We start from the raw sequence: 14,791 nt of genomic DNA on the forward strand, positions 1-14,791 counted from the left end.
GATAAAAACCGGGCGCGCTGCCGACAGCAGCACGCCCGGTTTCCATTGTTTTTGTGGTTGTTATGCCGGAACCGCCGGATTTTGCTATTATAGGCCCAGCAGCATGGAGGCAATCTGGAAGTACACCAACAAAGCGATGGCATCCACGATGGTGGTAATAAAGGGGCTGGCCATCACCGCCGGGTCGAAGCCCAGCCGCTCAGCCACAATGGGCAGGGTGCCGCCCACCAACTTGGCACACAGCACCGTGATGGCCAGGGTGATGCACACGGTCATCATCACGCCCAGGGTGATGCCCTCTTCGCCCAGCAGCATACTGTCCACCAGGAAAATCTTGAGGAACGCCGTAAGGCCCAGCGCAATGCCGCAGAGGATGGCCACGCGGCATTCCTTCCAGAGAATCCGTGGCAAATCCCGCAGGGCGATTTCACCGATGGACAAGCCGCGGACGATGGTCACCGACGTCTGGGAGCCGGAGTTGCCCGCCGTATCCATCAGCATGGGAATAAAGGACGTCAGCACGATCTGCTTGGCCAGGGCGTTCTCAAAGTAGTTGAGAATCATACCGGTGAAGGTGGCCGACACCATGAGGAGCATCAGCCAGGGGATGCGGTTTTTAAAGACCTCAAAGGTCGACAGGCGCATATAGGGCTTTTCCGACGGCAGCATGGCGGCCATCTTTTCCATATCCTCCGTGACCTCTTCCTCGATGACGTCCATGGCGTCGTCGAAGGTCACGATACCCACCAGCCGGTTTTCCGCGTCCACCACGGGCAGGGCCAGGAAGTCGTACTTGGAGAACAGCTGGGCCACGTCCTCCTTGTCCTCCAGGGTGTTGACGGAGATGACGTTCTCCTCCATGATCTCGGAGATGACCTCCTCATCATCCTCACACAAGAGCAGGTCCTTGACGGTGGTCAGGCCCAGGAGTTTCCGATCTTCGGTGACGTAGCAGGTGTAGATGGTCTCCTTGTCGATGCCCGTCCGGCGGATGCGCTTGATGGCCTCCTCCACGGTCATGTCGGGCCGCAGGGTGACGCACTCCGTGGTCATGATGGAACCGGCGCTGTCCTCCGGATAGCGCAGAATCTCATTGATCTGCTTACGCATTTCCGGATCGGCCTGGCCCAGAATCCGGCGGACCACATTGGCGGGCATCTCTTCCACAATGTCCACGGCGTCATCGACGTACAGTTCGTCGATGACCTCTTTCAGCTCGCTGTCGGAAAAGCCCCGGATCAGCAGTTCCTGGGCCTCCGGGTCCATTTCCACAAAGGTCTCCGACGCCAGCTCCTTGGGCAGAAGCCGGAACAGCAGCGGCAGCCGGTCCTCCTCCAAATCGTCGAAAATGGCGGCGATATCCACCGGGTTCATGGTGGCCAGAATGTCCCGCAGGGACAGGTATTTTTTACTGTTGAGGAGCGCCAGCAGCGTCTCCTTCATCATAACGGTATGTTCTGCCATGGTTTCCTCCTCCTAATACTATTATCCCATAAAAATGGTTCCTTTTTATGGGATAGGCATCGCCTTGCGGCGTTGCCCTTTTGCGGTAAAAACCGCAAAAGCCGTCTCATAAAGTTTTTGATAAAACGCTTTCACAGCATTGTATCAAAAACTTGTATAAATTGATACGGTTTAGGAAGCACAAACACACGGTACGGACCGTCACAAACGGGAAACAACGGCCACAAAAGCGGCTGGTTTCCCGCGGCGACTTCGGCCCGGGCCTGTGCCGCTGCCACTTCCTGTGTCCATTGATTTCACCCCTTTGGCTGCAAAAATTCATCTTTTGGGTCCAAAACCCCATACTACATTAGTTTATGCTACCCAGCACCATTTGTCAACCGCGCAACCCCCGATTTTACGAGAAAAACCCGGTCTTTTCACAAGGGTTTTCCTATGGTATGATAAACTGGTATAGATCAACGGGACTTCCCGCGGAAAACGAGGTTTTTCACCATGGAGCAACAGGCACTTTTTTACCAGGACAGCCATCTGCGGCAGTTTACGGCCCGGGTGCTGTCCTGTACCGCCGACGGCGATGGATATCTTGTGACCCTGGAGCAGACGGCCTTTTATCCCGAGGGCGGCGGCCAGCCCTGCGACACCGGCCTGCTGGGCGGCGTAGCCGTCACCGACGTGCGCCGCCGGGACGGGCAGATCGTCCACCGCTGCGCCGGTCCCCTGACCGTGGGCGACACGGTGGAGGGCATCATTGACTGGGACCGGCGGCTGGACCTCATGCAGCAGCACAGCGGCGAACACATCGTCAGCGGTTTGATTCACGCGGCCTACGGCTACAACAACGTGGGCTTTCATATGGGCCACGACGTCATCACCATTGATTTCAACGGCGAGCTGACCATGGAGCAGCTTTCCGACATCGAGCGCCGGGCCAATGGGGCCGTATGGGCCAACACCCCGGTCCGCATCTTCTATCCTGACGCGGAGGCCCTGGCTTCCCTGCCCTATCGCAGCAAAAAAGAGCTGACCGGCGATGTGCGTCTGGTGGAGTTTCCCGGCTGTGATTTGTGTGCCTGCTGCGGCACCCATGTGAAAGCCACCGGCGAGATCGGTCTGATTCGGCTGCTCAGTGTGGTTCGGTTCAAGGGCGGCGTCCGCATTGAGATGGCCTGCGGTGGCCGGGCTTTGGAGCATACCCGGGCCGTATGGGAGCAGAACCGCCGCATTTCCAATTTGCTGTCGGCCAAGCCCCTGGAGACCGCAGCCGCAGCCGAACGCATGGCCCACCAGTTGGAGCTGGCCAAATACCGGATGGTGGAACTGGAAACCCATCACTTTGCGGCGGTCGCCCAATCCATGGCCGGTGCAGGCAGCGTTCTCCACTTTGAGGACGGTCTGACCCCTGACGGCGTGCGGCGTCTGGCCATTGCCATAGGCGAGGTCTGCGGCGGCCGGGCCGCCGTGTTTTCCGCCCAGGATGGCGGCGGCTATGCCTACGCCCTGGGTGAAACGGGCGGCGATCTGCGGCAGCTGAGCCGCGCCATGAACGACGCCCTCCAGGGCCGCGGCGGCGGCAAGCCCAATTTTGTCCAAGGCTCTGTCCGGGCGGACCGGGCGGCCATTGAAGCTTTTTTTGCATCGCTGTGAGGTGACGGATATGGTACAGGATATCTTTCCCCATCATTTTGAAAATACATTCATGCACCGGCCGCCGCGGCCGGAAGATTTTGTATTGGCCTATGACGGAGATCGTCTGCTGATGGCCCACGACGGCGGCATCACCCTGCCCACGGCGGCCCAAATCCCCGGTCCCCTGCAATACCTCTTCACCCTGGACGACCGGGGGTATTATCTGCTGGAAGCGCCGGCTCCGGCGGCTCCGGCGGGCTTTGCCTTTGAGGGCAGCCGGGATTATCGAAGCTGGGAACCGGCAGAGACCCGCTACGCCTGTGCCGTGGCCGAAAGCCTCCACCGCTGGTACCGCGGCAACCAATTCTGCGGCTGCTGCGGCCATCGTATGGAGAAGAGTCCGACGGAGCGGGCCATGGTCTGCCCCGACTGCGGCAATACGGTCTATCCCAAAATCTGCCCCGCTGTCATTGTGGGCGTCTGCGACGGGGACCGGCTCCTTTTGACCAAGTACAACGGCCGGGTGACGAAGCAATACGCCCTGGTGGCAGGCTTTGCCGAAATCGGCGAGACCATTGAGGAGACGGTGCGCCGGGAGGTCTTTGAGGAGGTGGGGCTGAAGCTGGGGCAGCTGCGGTTCTACAAATCCCAGCCCTGGGTTTTCACCGACACCCTGCTCATGGGCTTTTACGCCCAGCTCCACGGCGACGACGCCATCCGGCTTCAGGAAGAAGAGCTGTCCCTGGGCCAATGGTTCCACCGCAGCGAACTGCCCGACGATCACTCCGGCATCAGTCTCACCGGCGAAATGATTGAGACATTCCGCCGGGGACAGGACCCGTTCTCCCTGGCCCTGCACAGTCAACAACACCCCCTGGAGGTATAAGAACCCATGAATCACAAGAAAAAAAGTCCCGATACCCGCCGCGCCATTCTCTGGGGCGTGGGCGGCGCCTACATTCTCTATCTGGGTTATACCCTGCTGCAAAGCTACCTTTCCGGTGAGGCCACGGCACAGAAGGACGTACTGCTGTGCACCATCGGCGGCGGCGCGTTTCTGCTCATCGGCGTGGTGCTGGTGATCCTGGCTCTGCGCCAGGGCATGGCGGCCCTGCGGGCCCAGGCCGCCGAGATGGACCGTGTCGAAGCCGAAGAGCGGGCCGCTTTGGAATCGAAAACCATGGAAGACGAGGACGATCCCCAGGCATAAGCGTCCCCCGGCGGGAATATATTCTCCCATACAAAGGCAACGCCCCCACAATTCGGACCGTGGCCCTGACCGGCCGTTTGGTCAAGCTGTGCGGCGCTGCTCAAACGACAATGAGGTGGGAGAATGGAACAGGTATCCAATCATATTATTTTGCGGGGTGTTTTGGCCGGTGCACCGGTCTTTTCCCATGAGAATCACGGACGGCGGTTTTACCGCTTTCCGCTGGAAGTAGCCCGACTGTCGGGCACCGCCGATGTTCTGCCGGTGGTGGCCGATGAAAGCCTGCTGGCAGACACAGTCCTGACCGACGGGACCCTGGTGGAGGTGACGGGACAGGTGCGCTCCTGCAACTGCCGCAGCGAGACGGGCCGCCATCTGATGATCTCCGTCTACGCGTCCACCCTGGGCCTGTGCGACGGGGAGCCGGAAAACACGGCCACCCTACAGGGTGTGATCTGCAAGGCCCCGGTCTACCGGCGGACGCCCCTGGGCCGGGAGATCTGCGACGTGATGCTGGCCGTCAGCCGCCATTACCGCCGCACCGATTATCTGCCCTGCATCCTGTGGGGCAAATCCGCCCGGGAGGTGGCCTGTCTCTCCGTGGGCGCACCCCTGCACCTGACGGGACGGCTCCAGAGCCGCGGCTATACCAAGGTGGTGGACGGCGTACCCCAACAGCGGGTGGCCTATGAGATTTCTGCCATGGAGTCCCTCTGCCCCGTTTGACCCTTGCCAGACGCGGCAGGATTTGGTATGATGGGAGCAGAATTTTGTACACAGGAAAGGACGTTTCCCATGGATACCAATAGTATGTTTGCTTTTTTCGATATGATTTCTTTGGCCGCCGGCGCCTATGTGCTGTACGTCTGGTACCGGCTCCAGGCCGTGGGACGGCTTTTTGAAAACTCCCTGCTGATTCCCAAAGACTACCGCATCAAGGATTGCGCTGACCCCGACGGTTACATCCGATATCTCAAGCCCCGTCTGTTGATCCTTGGCCTGTATCTGGCCCTCTATGGCATTGTGGCTCTGATCAACAGCAACCTGCAACTCTACAACAACACCGTGTCCATGGTACTCAACAGCGTGGCGCTGGCCGTCATCATCTGGTACGCCGTATGCAGTTCCAAGGCTGTGAAGCGGTACTGGTAACGTCTGCCGCAAGTTCCGGTCCGCACAAGTTGAAATTGTGTTTAAAAAAACTCCCGTTTTCGCTTTGTGAAAACGGGAGTTTTTTCCGGTTCCTCCATGGCCGCCCCTTGACGATGGTTGTCTTTAATGCTATCTTATGTGCATAGAACCGACAATATTTTAGGTAATTGTGCAAAATTTACATATATTTGTTCCAAATCTGTCGTTGCAATCAGAAAGGAGGCGCAACGAGTTATGCTGCGGATTGCCGTTTGTGATGATATGGACACCCAGCGGAAGCAAACAACGGCGCTGCTGACGCACTATCTGCAATCCCGTCCCGATCTGTACGGGCAAGTGGAGACGTTTTCCAGCGGCGGCGCGCTGCTGGCCCAGACGGAGGCCCGTGGCGGCTTTGACCTCTACATTCTGGACATCCTCATGCCGGAGTTGAGCGGCATTGAGACCGGCCGCCGTCTGCGGGCGCTGGGGAATGGCGGGGAGATTATCTATCTCACCCAATCCAACGATTTCGCCGCCGACAGTTATGATGTACACGCCTTTTTCTATCTGCTCAAACCGGTGGACCGGGCCAAATTCTTTCAGATTCTCGATGGTGCCGTGGAAACGCTGCAACGGCGGAGGAACTGCGCCACTGTGGTACAGACGCCGGAGGGGCCCCGGCGGATTTTGCTGGACCACATTCGATATGTGGAGCGGGTGGGGCGCTGTATGCGCTATGACTGTACCGACGGCGTTGTGGTATCCCAGACCATCCGCATCCCGTTTCGGGAGATGGCCGCCCCGCTTCTGGCCCACCGCCGGTTTTTCCTGTGCGGGGCCAGCTTTGTGCTGAATTTCCAGCATGTGACCGGCGTCAACGGACAGGCCGCCCTGCTGGACAACGGCCAAACCGTCACCCTGCCCCGAACGGCGGCTTCGGATTTCAAAAAAGCCTGGGGCAACTACTGGCTGGAGAAGGATGGATTGCCATGACGGACGTAACCTTTTTAATATTTCGCGCTTTTTTCATCACCATCATGACCATTGGCATGATGGCAAGCCTGACCGACTTTCGTTTCGGATACAAAAAGCTGTTGTGTATTCTGGCTGTCTACAGCGTCTGGGTCGTCGGTTCCAGTGCGGCTTTGCTGTGGCTGGGTGGAGAACTGCTGCTGCTTCGTCTGTTCTACTTTACCATTTCCATTCCCGCCATCCTTCTGACCTACTGGACCGCCAATGACACGCCCACCCAGGCGGTTTTCAACTATATCACCCAAATCCTTTTGTCTCTGTTGATGGTTTCCATGATTCGGCTGTTGACGGATACCCTCCGCCTGCCCGATTTCCTGAATATTCTGTTCATGGGAATCTTCTATTGCACAATCATCTACCTGGAGTGGCGTTTTTTGCGTCGGCCTTTTCGTATGTTGGTCAAGGTGATTCCGTCGCGCTGGGGCATCCTCACGTTCATTCCCTGCGTGTTTTCCGCCTACCTCATTTTCCTCGCGTCCTGGCCGGACAGCTATCTTTACAGCACCACCCAACGAATGTATCTCTACGCGGCCATTGTTCCGCTGGTCATCGTATATGTTGTCGTGTTCAAAAGCCTTATCGCACAGTATCACATTCAGATGGAGCGGCAGAGCGCCACACTGCTGTCGGTACAGATTACGGCTTTGAAAGAAAAACTGCAAAAGGTAAAGGAAGTGGAAGACCGCATCCGAATCCAGCGTCACGATCTGCGCCACCAGTTCCAGACCGTCGCCGAATTGGTGGCGCGGGGAGACCGGGAGGCCGCGCTGGACTTTCTGGACGCCGCCCAACAGCGGCTGGACGACCATAAGGAGGTCCGCTGGTGCCGTCCGCCGGTGCTGGACGCCGTGTTTGCCTCTTACTTCGATCAGGCACAGCGGCAGGGCATCCGGGTGGACGCCAAACTCTCCCTGCCGGACACGCTGCCGGTGGAGGAGGGCGAACTGGCCATTATCCTGGCCAATGCGTTGGAAAATGCCATCCATGCCAATTTGGAGCTGCCCCAGGACCAGCGGGAACTTCGCTGCAAATTGATGGGAACCCCCAGCATTATGCTGGAGCTTTCCAACCCCTGCACCGGGGACATTTCCTTTGATGCTGACGGTTTGCCGGTGGCCCGGCAGGAAGGGCACGGCCTGGGCTGCCAATCCATCTCCGCGTTTTGCCGAAAACATGGAGCCGTCTGCCAGTTTACACTGACAGACGGCTGGTTCCGACTACGCCTCATTCTATAAACCGGCGGTCACACAGTATAATATTCGGTCTGCTCCTGGAGCCACTCCCGCAGATCGGTCAGCATTCCGGTACACTGGTCCCGTTTTTGCAGCGTGACAATGACTTCGTCGGTGATGGGCAGCAGCAGGTCCTTTGTCTCCAGAATCATGGTCATTTCACTATAGGGAACCCGGCGGTTCTCATTGGCCGCCGCATGAGTTACCACCATACCATCGGCATCGAACAGCACCCGCAGGACCCGGAGTTCCGGGTTTTCCCTGCCCTCCAGCAGCTTACCCGCCGCCCGGTCATAGGGGTCCCGTGGGGCCCGTCTTCGGGTGACCAGCGCGGCGGCTCCCAGAGCCAGCAGAATCAGCGAAAAAATCATAAAGCTGCCCAGCGTTTTCGGGTTGTTACACGCGCCGAACAGCAGTAGCAAACCCAGCGGCAGGCTCAAAATAGCCAGAACCCCCCGCAGATTGCGCCAGAGGATAACTGTACCGATGGCGAAGCAGGCCGCGCCCACCAGCAGCGGCGTAAACAGCGCCTGCGGCTCCATTAGGCCCGGCAGCAGCAGCACCAGACTCAGCAGCCACTCCAGCAGGCCCAACACCGTCCGGCGGCGGCGGCGCTTGTCCGAGACGGCCTGGGGCACCTTTTTGACACTGTTGATCTTATCGGTTAGCTCCCACATCTTGGGATGCTGCCGGCGGGACAGGATCTCCGCATAGCGTTCCAGAGCGTCGCGGACCTGAGGCCGCAGATATGCCGTGTCCATCGGCGATATAGAAAAAGAATAGGTCCGTTCCATGGAACTGCCTCCCGAATCAGATACTGCTATGGTTTTCAGCTGCCCCGTTGGCGGTGGAGCACCACAGCTTGCACTGGATATACAATTGCTCCTGTGCGGCTATTGTATCATAAACCCGGCGGTAAAATCCATCTCTTTTCCCTCGCGATTTTCTTTTCCCACACCCCACAGCGGCCGCCGGACCCACTCTGGTTTGGAGTAGGTCCGGCGGCCGCTGTCAATTTTTCTGCTCCCTGCCCATAGGGCAGCAGAAACCGGGGCCGTGCTTAGCGCAGCGGCGCTTCTCCCAGGTCTTCCAGTGTCTGGTCCATCTGAGCCAGCGTCAACCGGTGAGTCACACCATAGATCACCACGGCGTCCCGCCGGGACCGGGGCCACAGGGTGGCGCTGACGGCCACCCGCAGCAGATACTGCGTCTCCTCCAGAGAGGCCCCCAGGCCCAAGCAGAGACACAGCAGCCGGTCTCTGGACGGCGTCCGCCGCCCGGCGAATACCTGGTGGAGATAGACCTGGCTGACGCCGCTGCGCCGGGCCAGTTCCGCCTTGGACATGGTCCGTTTCCGGTACAGCGCCGTCAGCACCGACGGCACCGTATCCCGGATAAACAGCCCTTCCCGCCGCCGGATGCAGGCGGCCGGATCGTCGGTGCAGGTCAGTTCCCGCAGCAGTTCCACAGTGGTTTCCTCCGCCATGACGCCGCCTCCTTTACTTTCCAATCGGAATGATTTATACTGATAATATGCAATATTTACGTACAAAATGCAATATGCTGGGTGCATAGTGTACCCATTGGGGGAATTTGAATGTACACTTGGTTTTCTGAGGCCCTGGCGCGGGAGTACGATACGGAGCGGGTGCTGAAAGAAAGTCCACGGGGCAGTGTGAAGCTCCTTCGCCATCGGGCCAGCGGCAGGCGGTTTGTACTGCGCCAGTTCCAGGGCAACAGCGATGTCTATCGGAAACTGCTGCAATACACCTGTCCCAATCTCCCGGTGATCTATGAGGCTGTGACCGATGGTGAGCATGCTCTGGTGTTGGAGGAGTACATTCAGGGGGATACGCTGGGCTTTTTGTTACAGGACGCCTGCTTCTCCCAGGAGGAGACGCGGCGCATTGTTATGCAGGTGTGCCGCGCCCTTTGGGTACTCCACTCCCTGGGGGCCGTCCACCGGGATGTGAAGCCGGAAAACATTATTCTACGGGGCAATGAAGCGGTGCTCATCGACTTTGACGCCGCCCGGCTCCACAAACCGGAGCACGACAACGACACGCAGATTTTGGGTACCAACGGCTTCGCCGTGCCGGAGCAGTACGGGTTGACCCAGTCGGATATCCGCAGCGATATCTACTCCCTTGGCATTCTGATCAACGTCATGCTGACCGGGCAGCATCCGTCGAAGCATCTGGTGGAGGGCCGCATGGGCCGCATTGTGGATCGCTGCACCCATGTGAATCCCCAGCGGCGCTATCAGAACGTTCTGCGGCTCATGGAGGCACTGTGATGGACCGAAGCTGCCCCCACTGTGGGAAACCGCTGCCCGACGGCGCCTCCTTCTGCCCCTACTGTGCCCACGGTCTCAACCGGCGGCAACCGCTGGAGCCGCCCCGATATGTGGGCGGACAGCTGCGGCGGGCAGCGCGGGTATTGGGCCTATTGATCCTGGGGGCAGCGCTGCTGCTGGGACTGTCCAACGCCCTGGGGCCAAAAATGTATACCGGACAGGGCGGGCTGACCTACACGGACCGGGACGGCGTCTATGAACTGGTGCTGGGCGATAACGGCGACCGGTTTGCGCCGGTGGCGGAATATCGTGTCTGGACCCCTTTGGACGAGGAACACGCCCGGTTTACCAACCTGTTTATCAATGAGGCAATGACCGGCGGCGACGTTACAGAGCTGTTTATCCAGACCAAGGTATCGTCCTGGCATGTGGAGGTGGTGCCAGACACGCCCATGGACCACGGGGTGACCTGCGGCGAGCCGCAGCTGGTCGCCGTATCTGGTATGGGAACGGCCTTCCAGTGCAATCCCCGCTGGACCGGCCGCAGCCCGGATGTGACCATTCGATGGACGCTCAATCTGAAAAACGGCGATACTCTCTGTCTGGACCAACGGCAGATCGTCGAACCCCTGGAGCTGCGGCGGTATACGGCGGAAGACCTGCCCATGGACACCATGCAGCAGCTGCAAACGAGCATTGACCGTCTGGCGGAGGAGTTGCCGCCGGACGTTACGCCGGAACTCTGTCTGCCGCCGGTGGAGTATGAGGGGACGCTGATCCTGTCCGGATTGCCTGTTCGCCTGTACGGTTCTGAGGTGGACGGACAGCGTACCACCATCCGGGGCGGCATCCGCGTCACGGGCCGGGGCTATAACGCCACGAGACTCTGTGACATTGCCTTTGCGGGGCCTGGTATCGGTCTATGGGCCGCCGCGCCGCTGAAGGTGTCGGGATGCAGTTTCCGCGGCTACGAAACGGCGGTGACCTGCCGGGGCAGCGACTGGATTGAGCTGTACGACTGCCTGTTGACGGAAAACGATGTGGGCCTGTCTTTGGCGCCGGAGATGGGCAACAACATGGTCGAGCGATGCCGGTTTACCAACAATGGGACAGGGGTTTTGCTGTCCGGCGAAACTTCAAAGGCCCTCGTACAGGTTATCAACTGCGTGCTGGAACAAAACGGCGTCAATCTGGACAACCGCGGCGGCTTTGCCCTCACTTTGACGGATACAGCCGTGTCCTGAGCGTCCGACTCCGGAAGAAACAAGCGGGCGCGCCGCTGACTGCGGCGCGCCTGTCGGTTCAAAATAGTGTTTTTTCGTTCTCCTCATAGAGCTTGTCGTTGACCAGGGGCAGGGGCTTCTGATGCGCGATGGCGTGGAGGATGATGGCGTCCCGCCGCACCCGGGGATAGAGCTGGGCGTAGCCTGCCTGCCGCAATAGTTGCTGGGTCTCCTCCACCGTGGCCTCCAGGCCGATGCACAGGCACAGGAGCCGATCCCGGGACGGATTCCGCCGCCCGGCAAATACCTGATGGAGATAGACCTCGCTCATGCCCGCCTGCCGGGCCAGGGCCGCTTTGGTCAGGTGCTTCTGCTCGTAAAGCTCCGTCAGCAGCACCACTACATCCTGATTGACAAACAGCGCCGCGTTGCCCTGCAAATAGGTATCGATGCTGTTTTCCTCCATCAATTCCTGGCGCAGATCGCTGGTAGTCTTGTCCGGCATGATTTCACCTCTTTACAATTGCTGATTGCATTTCTATACTAACAGTACAATACCTCAGAGAAAAATACAATATGCCCTGTGCATAGTGACAGGAATTTGTCCTGTTTGCCGAAAGGCGAAAGAAGGCATGGTTATGAAGCACACCTGTCCCCGCTGCGGTGCGGAGCTGCCGGAGGGGGCGTCGTTTTGTCCCCACTGTGCCAGCAGTTTGCAGACGCGGCAGTCCATGGAGGCCCCGGCCGTTCCACACCGCCGCTCTCTGCTGCCGATGCTGGCGGCGCTGCTGGTCCTGGCGGCCTCCCTGGTCCTTTGGGGCTGGCTGCGGCCCAAGGGACTGCCCAAGGGGCCTACGGAAGCGGTGGTTTTACAGACAGATGAAACTGGACGCTGTACCATCAATGTCGAACTGTTGCAGGCGTGGTTTCCGGAGGTGACGGCCATGAATTTCGGCACCACCTCCCTCACCAGCGACAACATCGATAACTATCTGACAGATAATTTTCAGCTGGCCGCCCTGGTGTCCAGTCAGGGCACGGAGGGCAGCGGGACGGAGCGGAATATCTTCAATGCCCGCAACAACGGCTCCAATCGTCACTGTCTGCTGCTGTTCGACCGCAATACCCACTTGATGGGCTACTTTATCGGACAGCCGAAAAACCTGGGCGACGGGCAGTGGCAATTTGATGTGACGTTGTGCGACTACAACTTTACAAAGCTCTATGAGAAGGAACTGGCGGCTTTTGACGCGGAGTGGGAACGCCTGTTTTCCAATTATATCGCCCCGGAGGATATCGATTCGTCGGGGGCCGTGTGGTATCTCAAGGGTTACAACACGGGAAAAACGCCCACCCTGCGGCAAAGCGATGCCCAGCTCTATCACCTGTGGTCCGTTTATACCAGTCCCACCAGGGAGGACCAGTGCCGGGAGCTGGAGCGGTTGGAGCAAGACCTGCCCGACGAGGGCCGGTGGATGTGCTATCTGCTGCTGGACGAAAACCATGAACTGGTGGGATACACCATGCTGGACACCAATGGAAACGGAGGAGAAACACCATGACAGAACATCCCTGCCCCCATTGCGGCGCGCCCCTGCCGGAAGGCGCGTCCTTCTGCCCTCACTGCGCCAAGGAAGTGGAGGAACGAAAGCCCGCCCGGAAAGCTATCCCTTTGCGTCGGAAGATTTTGCTGGTCCTGCTGGTGCTGGCAGTCGTGGCCGCCGGTCTGATCGGTTGGTATGCATCCACCCGGCCGGAGGTCTTTGACGGCCAGGGCAGCATCATTTACAACGACTACCAGCTGGTGCTGGCCTATTCCGGCAGCCGGGCCACGCCGCAGCCGGAGCGTTACCAGCAGAGCGCCCCGGACGAGCAGTACCGGTTCCCATCGCTGCTATTTATCAATGACGCTGTCACCGGCGCCGACGCCACAGAGGCTTTTTCCCAGGAGGTGGAGGGCATCACGGCCCAAATGCTGGAGCCCACCGGCGGCGATCTGGAGATCACTTGCAGCGAACCGGCTCCCAATGACTATGACACCGAGGCCATGGTCATGAGTTTCATTGACTTCACCGGCAGCGGCACCGCACAGATGGTATGGACCATCACCATGAAAAACGGCGACACCATCCATCTGCGCCAGGATATCATCGTGGAACCCATTCCCGTCCATGACTACCGCTATGAGGACTACCCCATGGAGACCACGGAGCAGCTGCAAGCGCTGCTGGAGCAGATTCGCTCAGAGGTGGGCGAGGCCGACATCGTCAACATCTACCTGCCGCCGGTGACCTACACGGGCCAGCTGCGGCTGGACCGCCAGGGCTACAACTTCTACGGCTGCACCGATGGTGAGCAGCGCACCACCTTTACCGACACGGTCCAGGTGGTGGAGGGCGGCTGGTGGATCTGCTTCTTCTACGACATCGACTTCCTCGGCGACGGCGACGGCATTGGCGTTTCGGCGTCGGGCAATACCCGGCTGACGGGCTGCCGCCTCTCCGGCTGGGATACGGCGGTGCTGGCCTACGGCGCGGCCTGGGTCAATGTCATCGAGTGCGACGTCCGGGACAACAACATCGGCTTCCACTTCAACAGCGAGGGCAACAGCGCCAACCATTCCCTCTACAACGACAATGTCTTTGAAAACAACGGCACGGCGGTCCTGTTGGAAAGCGTGCCCACAGATTTGACGCTCCAGTTCCCCGGCACCGTGTTCCGCGGCAACGGCACGGATATCGATAACCGCTGCAGCCAGAACCTCAACACCGAAGAAACCGTTTTTGAAGATTGAGTATTGGCAGAAGGACGCCCCGCCGGTCGCAGCCGGCAGGGCGTCCTTTTTGTTATGCTTTGATGTCGATGGCGTTGCCGCTGGTCAGCGTCAGGCTCCGTCCATCGGAAGATTGGACAATGCGCCGTTCCACATCCTCCCTGGTAACCCCCTTGAGAATGGCGGGGTCAAATTTCTCCCCCGGCTGCCAATCGGGATTGGCCTCCTTGACCAGAGTATAAAACGCCCGGTTGTAGCAGCCCTCGTATTGCTGCAGGGTCCAGGTGCCCTTGAGCCGCTCGGATTTCTCCACACTCAGTTGATAACGAGTATAGACGGCGGTCCGGTCCGTTTCGCCGCTGCTCATGCCGTTGTCCCGGATGTACTCCCGCATCGCCATGTCAAACATGTCCTGCCGGGCGGCTTCTGGAATGTCGATGAGTTTTTGATGGGTAGACGGATCCATGCCGGTGATGTCCATACCTGCTACGCCGTAGCAGTTCAGACGGTCGCCGTCCTCGTCCAGCATTCCCATGAGGTTGCGGATGGTCCGCTCCTCGTCGCCTTCGTAGAGCTTTGCCATTTCATCCACCACGGCGGTGTCTCTGCCCAGCATTCTGAGCAGCATGCGCAGCTCCTCCAGTTTGGCTTCGTATTGGTTTTTTTCTTCGCTGCCGGCGGCTTTTCCTTCTTCCATCATGGCCTTGGCAGTCTGATATCGTTTGCTGCCGGTGTCAATGGGGCCGGTATAGGGCTTGAATGGTACTGCTTCTATGGACATGGGAGTGACACCTCCAG

16 protein-coding genes are annotated in these 14,791 nt (G+C 59.1%); 11 read left to right on the forward strand and 5 right to left on the reverse strand.

What is annotated here, in order from left to right; all coding sequences use genetic code 11:
- Positions 1–87: 87 nt before the first annotated feature.
- The gene (mgtE, locus tag ACTQ33_RS05270; protein WP_441462724.1) at positions 88–1,464 is read right to left on the reverse strand and encodes a magnesium transporter; all 1,377 of its coding nucleotides are present in this window, start codon (positions 1,462–1,464) and stop codon (positions 88–90) included.
- A gap of 495 nt (positions 1,465–1,959) precedes the next feature.
- Between mgtE and ACTQ33_RS05275 the strand changes: the two genes are divergently transcribed.
- The 7 genes from ACTQ33_RS05275 (at position 1,960) to ACTQ33_RS05305 (ending at position 7,704) form a co-directional block, all read left to right on the forward strand.
- Positions 1,960–3,111 carry an alanyl-tRNA editing protein gene (locus ACTQ33_RS05275; RefSeq protein ID WP_441462726.1) on the forward strand — a complete coding sequence of 384 codons (1,152 nt, stop codon included), beginning with the start codon at positions 1,960–1,962 and terminating at the stop codon, positions 3,109–3,111.
- A 10-nt stretch (positions 3,112–3,121) separates the two neighbouring features.
- Positions 3,122–3,979 carry an NAD(+) diphosphatase gene (nudC, locus tag ACTQ33_RS05280; RefSeq protein ID WP_441462728.1) on the forward strand — a complete coding sequence of 286 codons (858 nt, stop codon included), beginning with the start codon at positions 3,122–3,124 and terminating at the stop codon, positions 3,977–3,979.
- A gap of 6 nt (positions 3,980–3,985) precedes the next feature.
- The gene (locus tag ACTQ33_RS05285; RefSeq protein ID WP_441462730.1) at positions 3,986–4,303 is read left to right on the forward strand and encodes a hypothetical protein; all 318 of its coding nucleotides are present in this window, start codon (positions 3,986–3,988) and stop codon (positions 4,301–4,303) included.
- A 123-nt stretch (positions 4,304–4,426) separates the two neighbouring features.
- Positions 4,427–5,029 (forward strand): single-stranded DNA-binding protein, encoded by a 603-nt coding sequence (locus ACTQ33_RS05290; RefSeq protein ID WP_441462732.1) that lies wholly within the window; start codon positions 4,427–4,429, stop codon positions 5,027–5,029.
- A 69-nt stretch (positions 5,030–5,098) separates the two neighbouring features.
- The gene (locus tag ACTQ33_RS05295) at positions 5,099–5,455 is read left to right on the forward strand and encodes a hypothetical protein (protein WP_441462734.1); all 357 of its coding nucleotides are present in this window, start codon (positions 5,099–5,101) and stop codon (positions 5,453–5,455) included.
- 234 nt (positions 5,456–5,689) lie between these two features.
- A complete protein-coding gene (locus ACTQ33_RS05300; RefSeq protein ID WP_441462736.1) occupies positions 5,690–6,430 on the forward strand; it encodes a LytR/AlgR family response regulator transcription factor in 741 nt (246 codons plus the stop codon).
- Positions 6,427–7,704, forward strand: a complete 1,278-nt coding sequence (locus ACTQ33_RS05305; RefSeq protein ID WP_441462737.1) for a sensor histidine kinase — start codon at positions 6,427–6,429, stop codon at positions 7,702–7,704. The genes ACTQ33_RS05300 and ACTQ33_RS05305 overlap by 4 nt, the downstream gene beginning before the upstream one ends.
- An 8-nt stretch (positions 7,705–7,712) precedes the next feature.
- Here ACTQ33_RS05305 and ACTQ33_RS05310 read toward each other — a convergent pair whose 3' ends face one another.
- Together ACTQ33_RS05310 and ACTQ33_RS05315 are read right to left on the reverse strand one after the other, a co-directional pair.
- Positions 7,713–8,495, reverse strand: coding sequence for a hypothetical protein (locus tag ACTQ33_RS05310; RefSeq protein WP_441462739.1), 783 nt, complete (start codon positions 8,493–8,495; stop codon positions 7,713–7,715).
- Positions 8,496–8,761: 266 nt separating this feature from the next.
- Entirely contained in the window at positions 8,762–9,187 is a 426-nt protein-coding gene (locus ACTQ33_RS05315) for a helix-turn-helix domain-containing protein (protein ID WP_441462741.1), read from the reverse strand.
- A 111-nt stretch (positions 9,188–9,298) separates the two neighbouring features.
- Here ACTQ33_RS05315 and ACTQ33_RS05320 point away from each other — a divergent pair, with 111 nt between their 5' ends.
- Both ACTQ33_RS05320 and ACTQ33_RS05325 read left to right on the forward strand, forming a co-directional pair.
- A complete protein-coding gene (locus ACTQ33_RS05320; protein ID WP_441462742.1) occupies positions 9,299–9,997 on the forward strand; it encodes a serine/threonine-protein kinase in 699 nt (232 codons plus the stop codon).
- Entirely contained in the window at positions 9,997–11,241 is a 1,245-nt protein-coding gene (locus ACTQ33_RS05325; RefSeq protein ID WP_441462744.1) for a right-handed parallel beta-helix repeat-containing protein, read from the forward strand. The genes ACTQ33_RS05320 and ACTQ33_RS05325 overlap by 1 nt, the downstream gene beginning before the upstream one ends.
- A 58-nt stretch (positions 11,242–11,299) precedes the next feature.
- Here ACTQ33_RS05325 and ACTQ33_RS05330 read toward each other — a convergent pair whose 3' ends face one another.
- Positions 11,300–11,725 (reverse strand): helix-turn-helix domain-containing protein, encoded by a 426-nt coding sequence (locus ACTQ33_RS05330; protein ID WP_441462746.1) that lies wholly within the window; start codon positions 11,723–11,725, stop codon positions 11,300–11,302.
- 133 nt (positions 11,726–11,858) lie between these two features.
- On the opposite strand from ACTQ33_RS05330, the gene ACTQ33_RS05335 reads away from it, so the two are divergent.
- Both ACTQ33_RS05335 and ACTQ33_RS05340 read left to right on the forward strand, forming a co-directional pair.
- Positions 11,859–12,782 carry a zinc-ribbon domain-containing protein gene (locus ACTQ33_RS05335; protein ID WP_441462748.1) on the forward strand — a complete coding sequence of 308 codons (924 nt, stop codon included), beginning with the start codon at positions 11,859–11,861 and terminating at the stop codon, positions 12,780–12,782.
- Positions 12,779–14,014, forward strand: coding sequence for a zinc-ribbon domain-containing protein (locus tag ACTQ33_RS05340; protein ID WP_441462750.1), 1,236 nt, complete (start codon positions 12,779–12,781; stop codon positions 14,012–14,014). The genes ACTQ33_RS05335 and ACTQ33_RS05340 overlap by 4 nt, the downstream gene beginning before the upstream one ends.
- 52 nt (positions 14,015–14,066) lie before the next feature.
- Here ACTQ33_RS05340 and ACTQ33_RS05345 read toward each other — a convergent pair whose 3' ends face one another.
- Positions 14,067–14,774, reverse strand: coding sequence for a DUF3879 family protein (locus ACTQ33_RS05345; RefSeq protein ID WP_441462752.1), 708 nt, complete (start codon positions 14,772–14,774; stop codon positions 14,067–14,069).
- Between the last annotated feature and the right edge of the window lie 17 nt (positions 14,775–14,791).

Source organism: Candidatus Avoscillospira sp. LCP25S3_F1 (assembly GCF_052117125.1).
In the GTDB taxonomy this organism is placed as follows: Bacteria; Bacillota; Clostridia; order Oscillospirales; family Oscillospiraceae; genus Avoscillospira_A.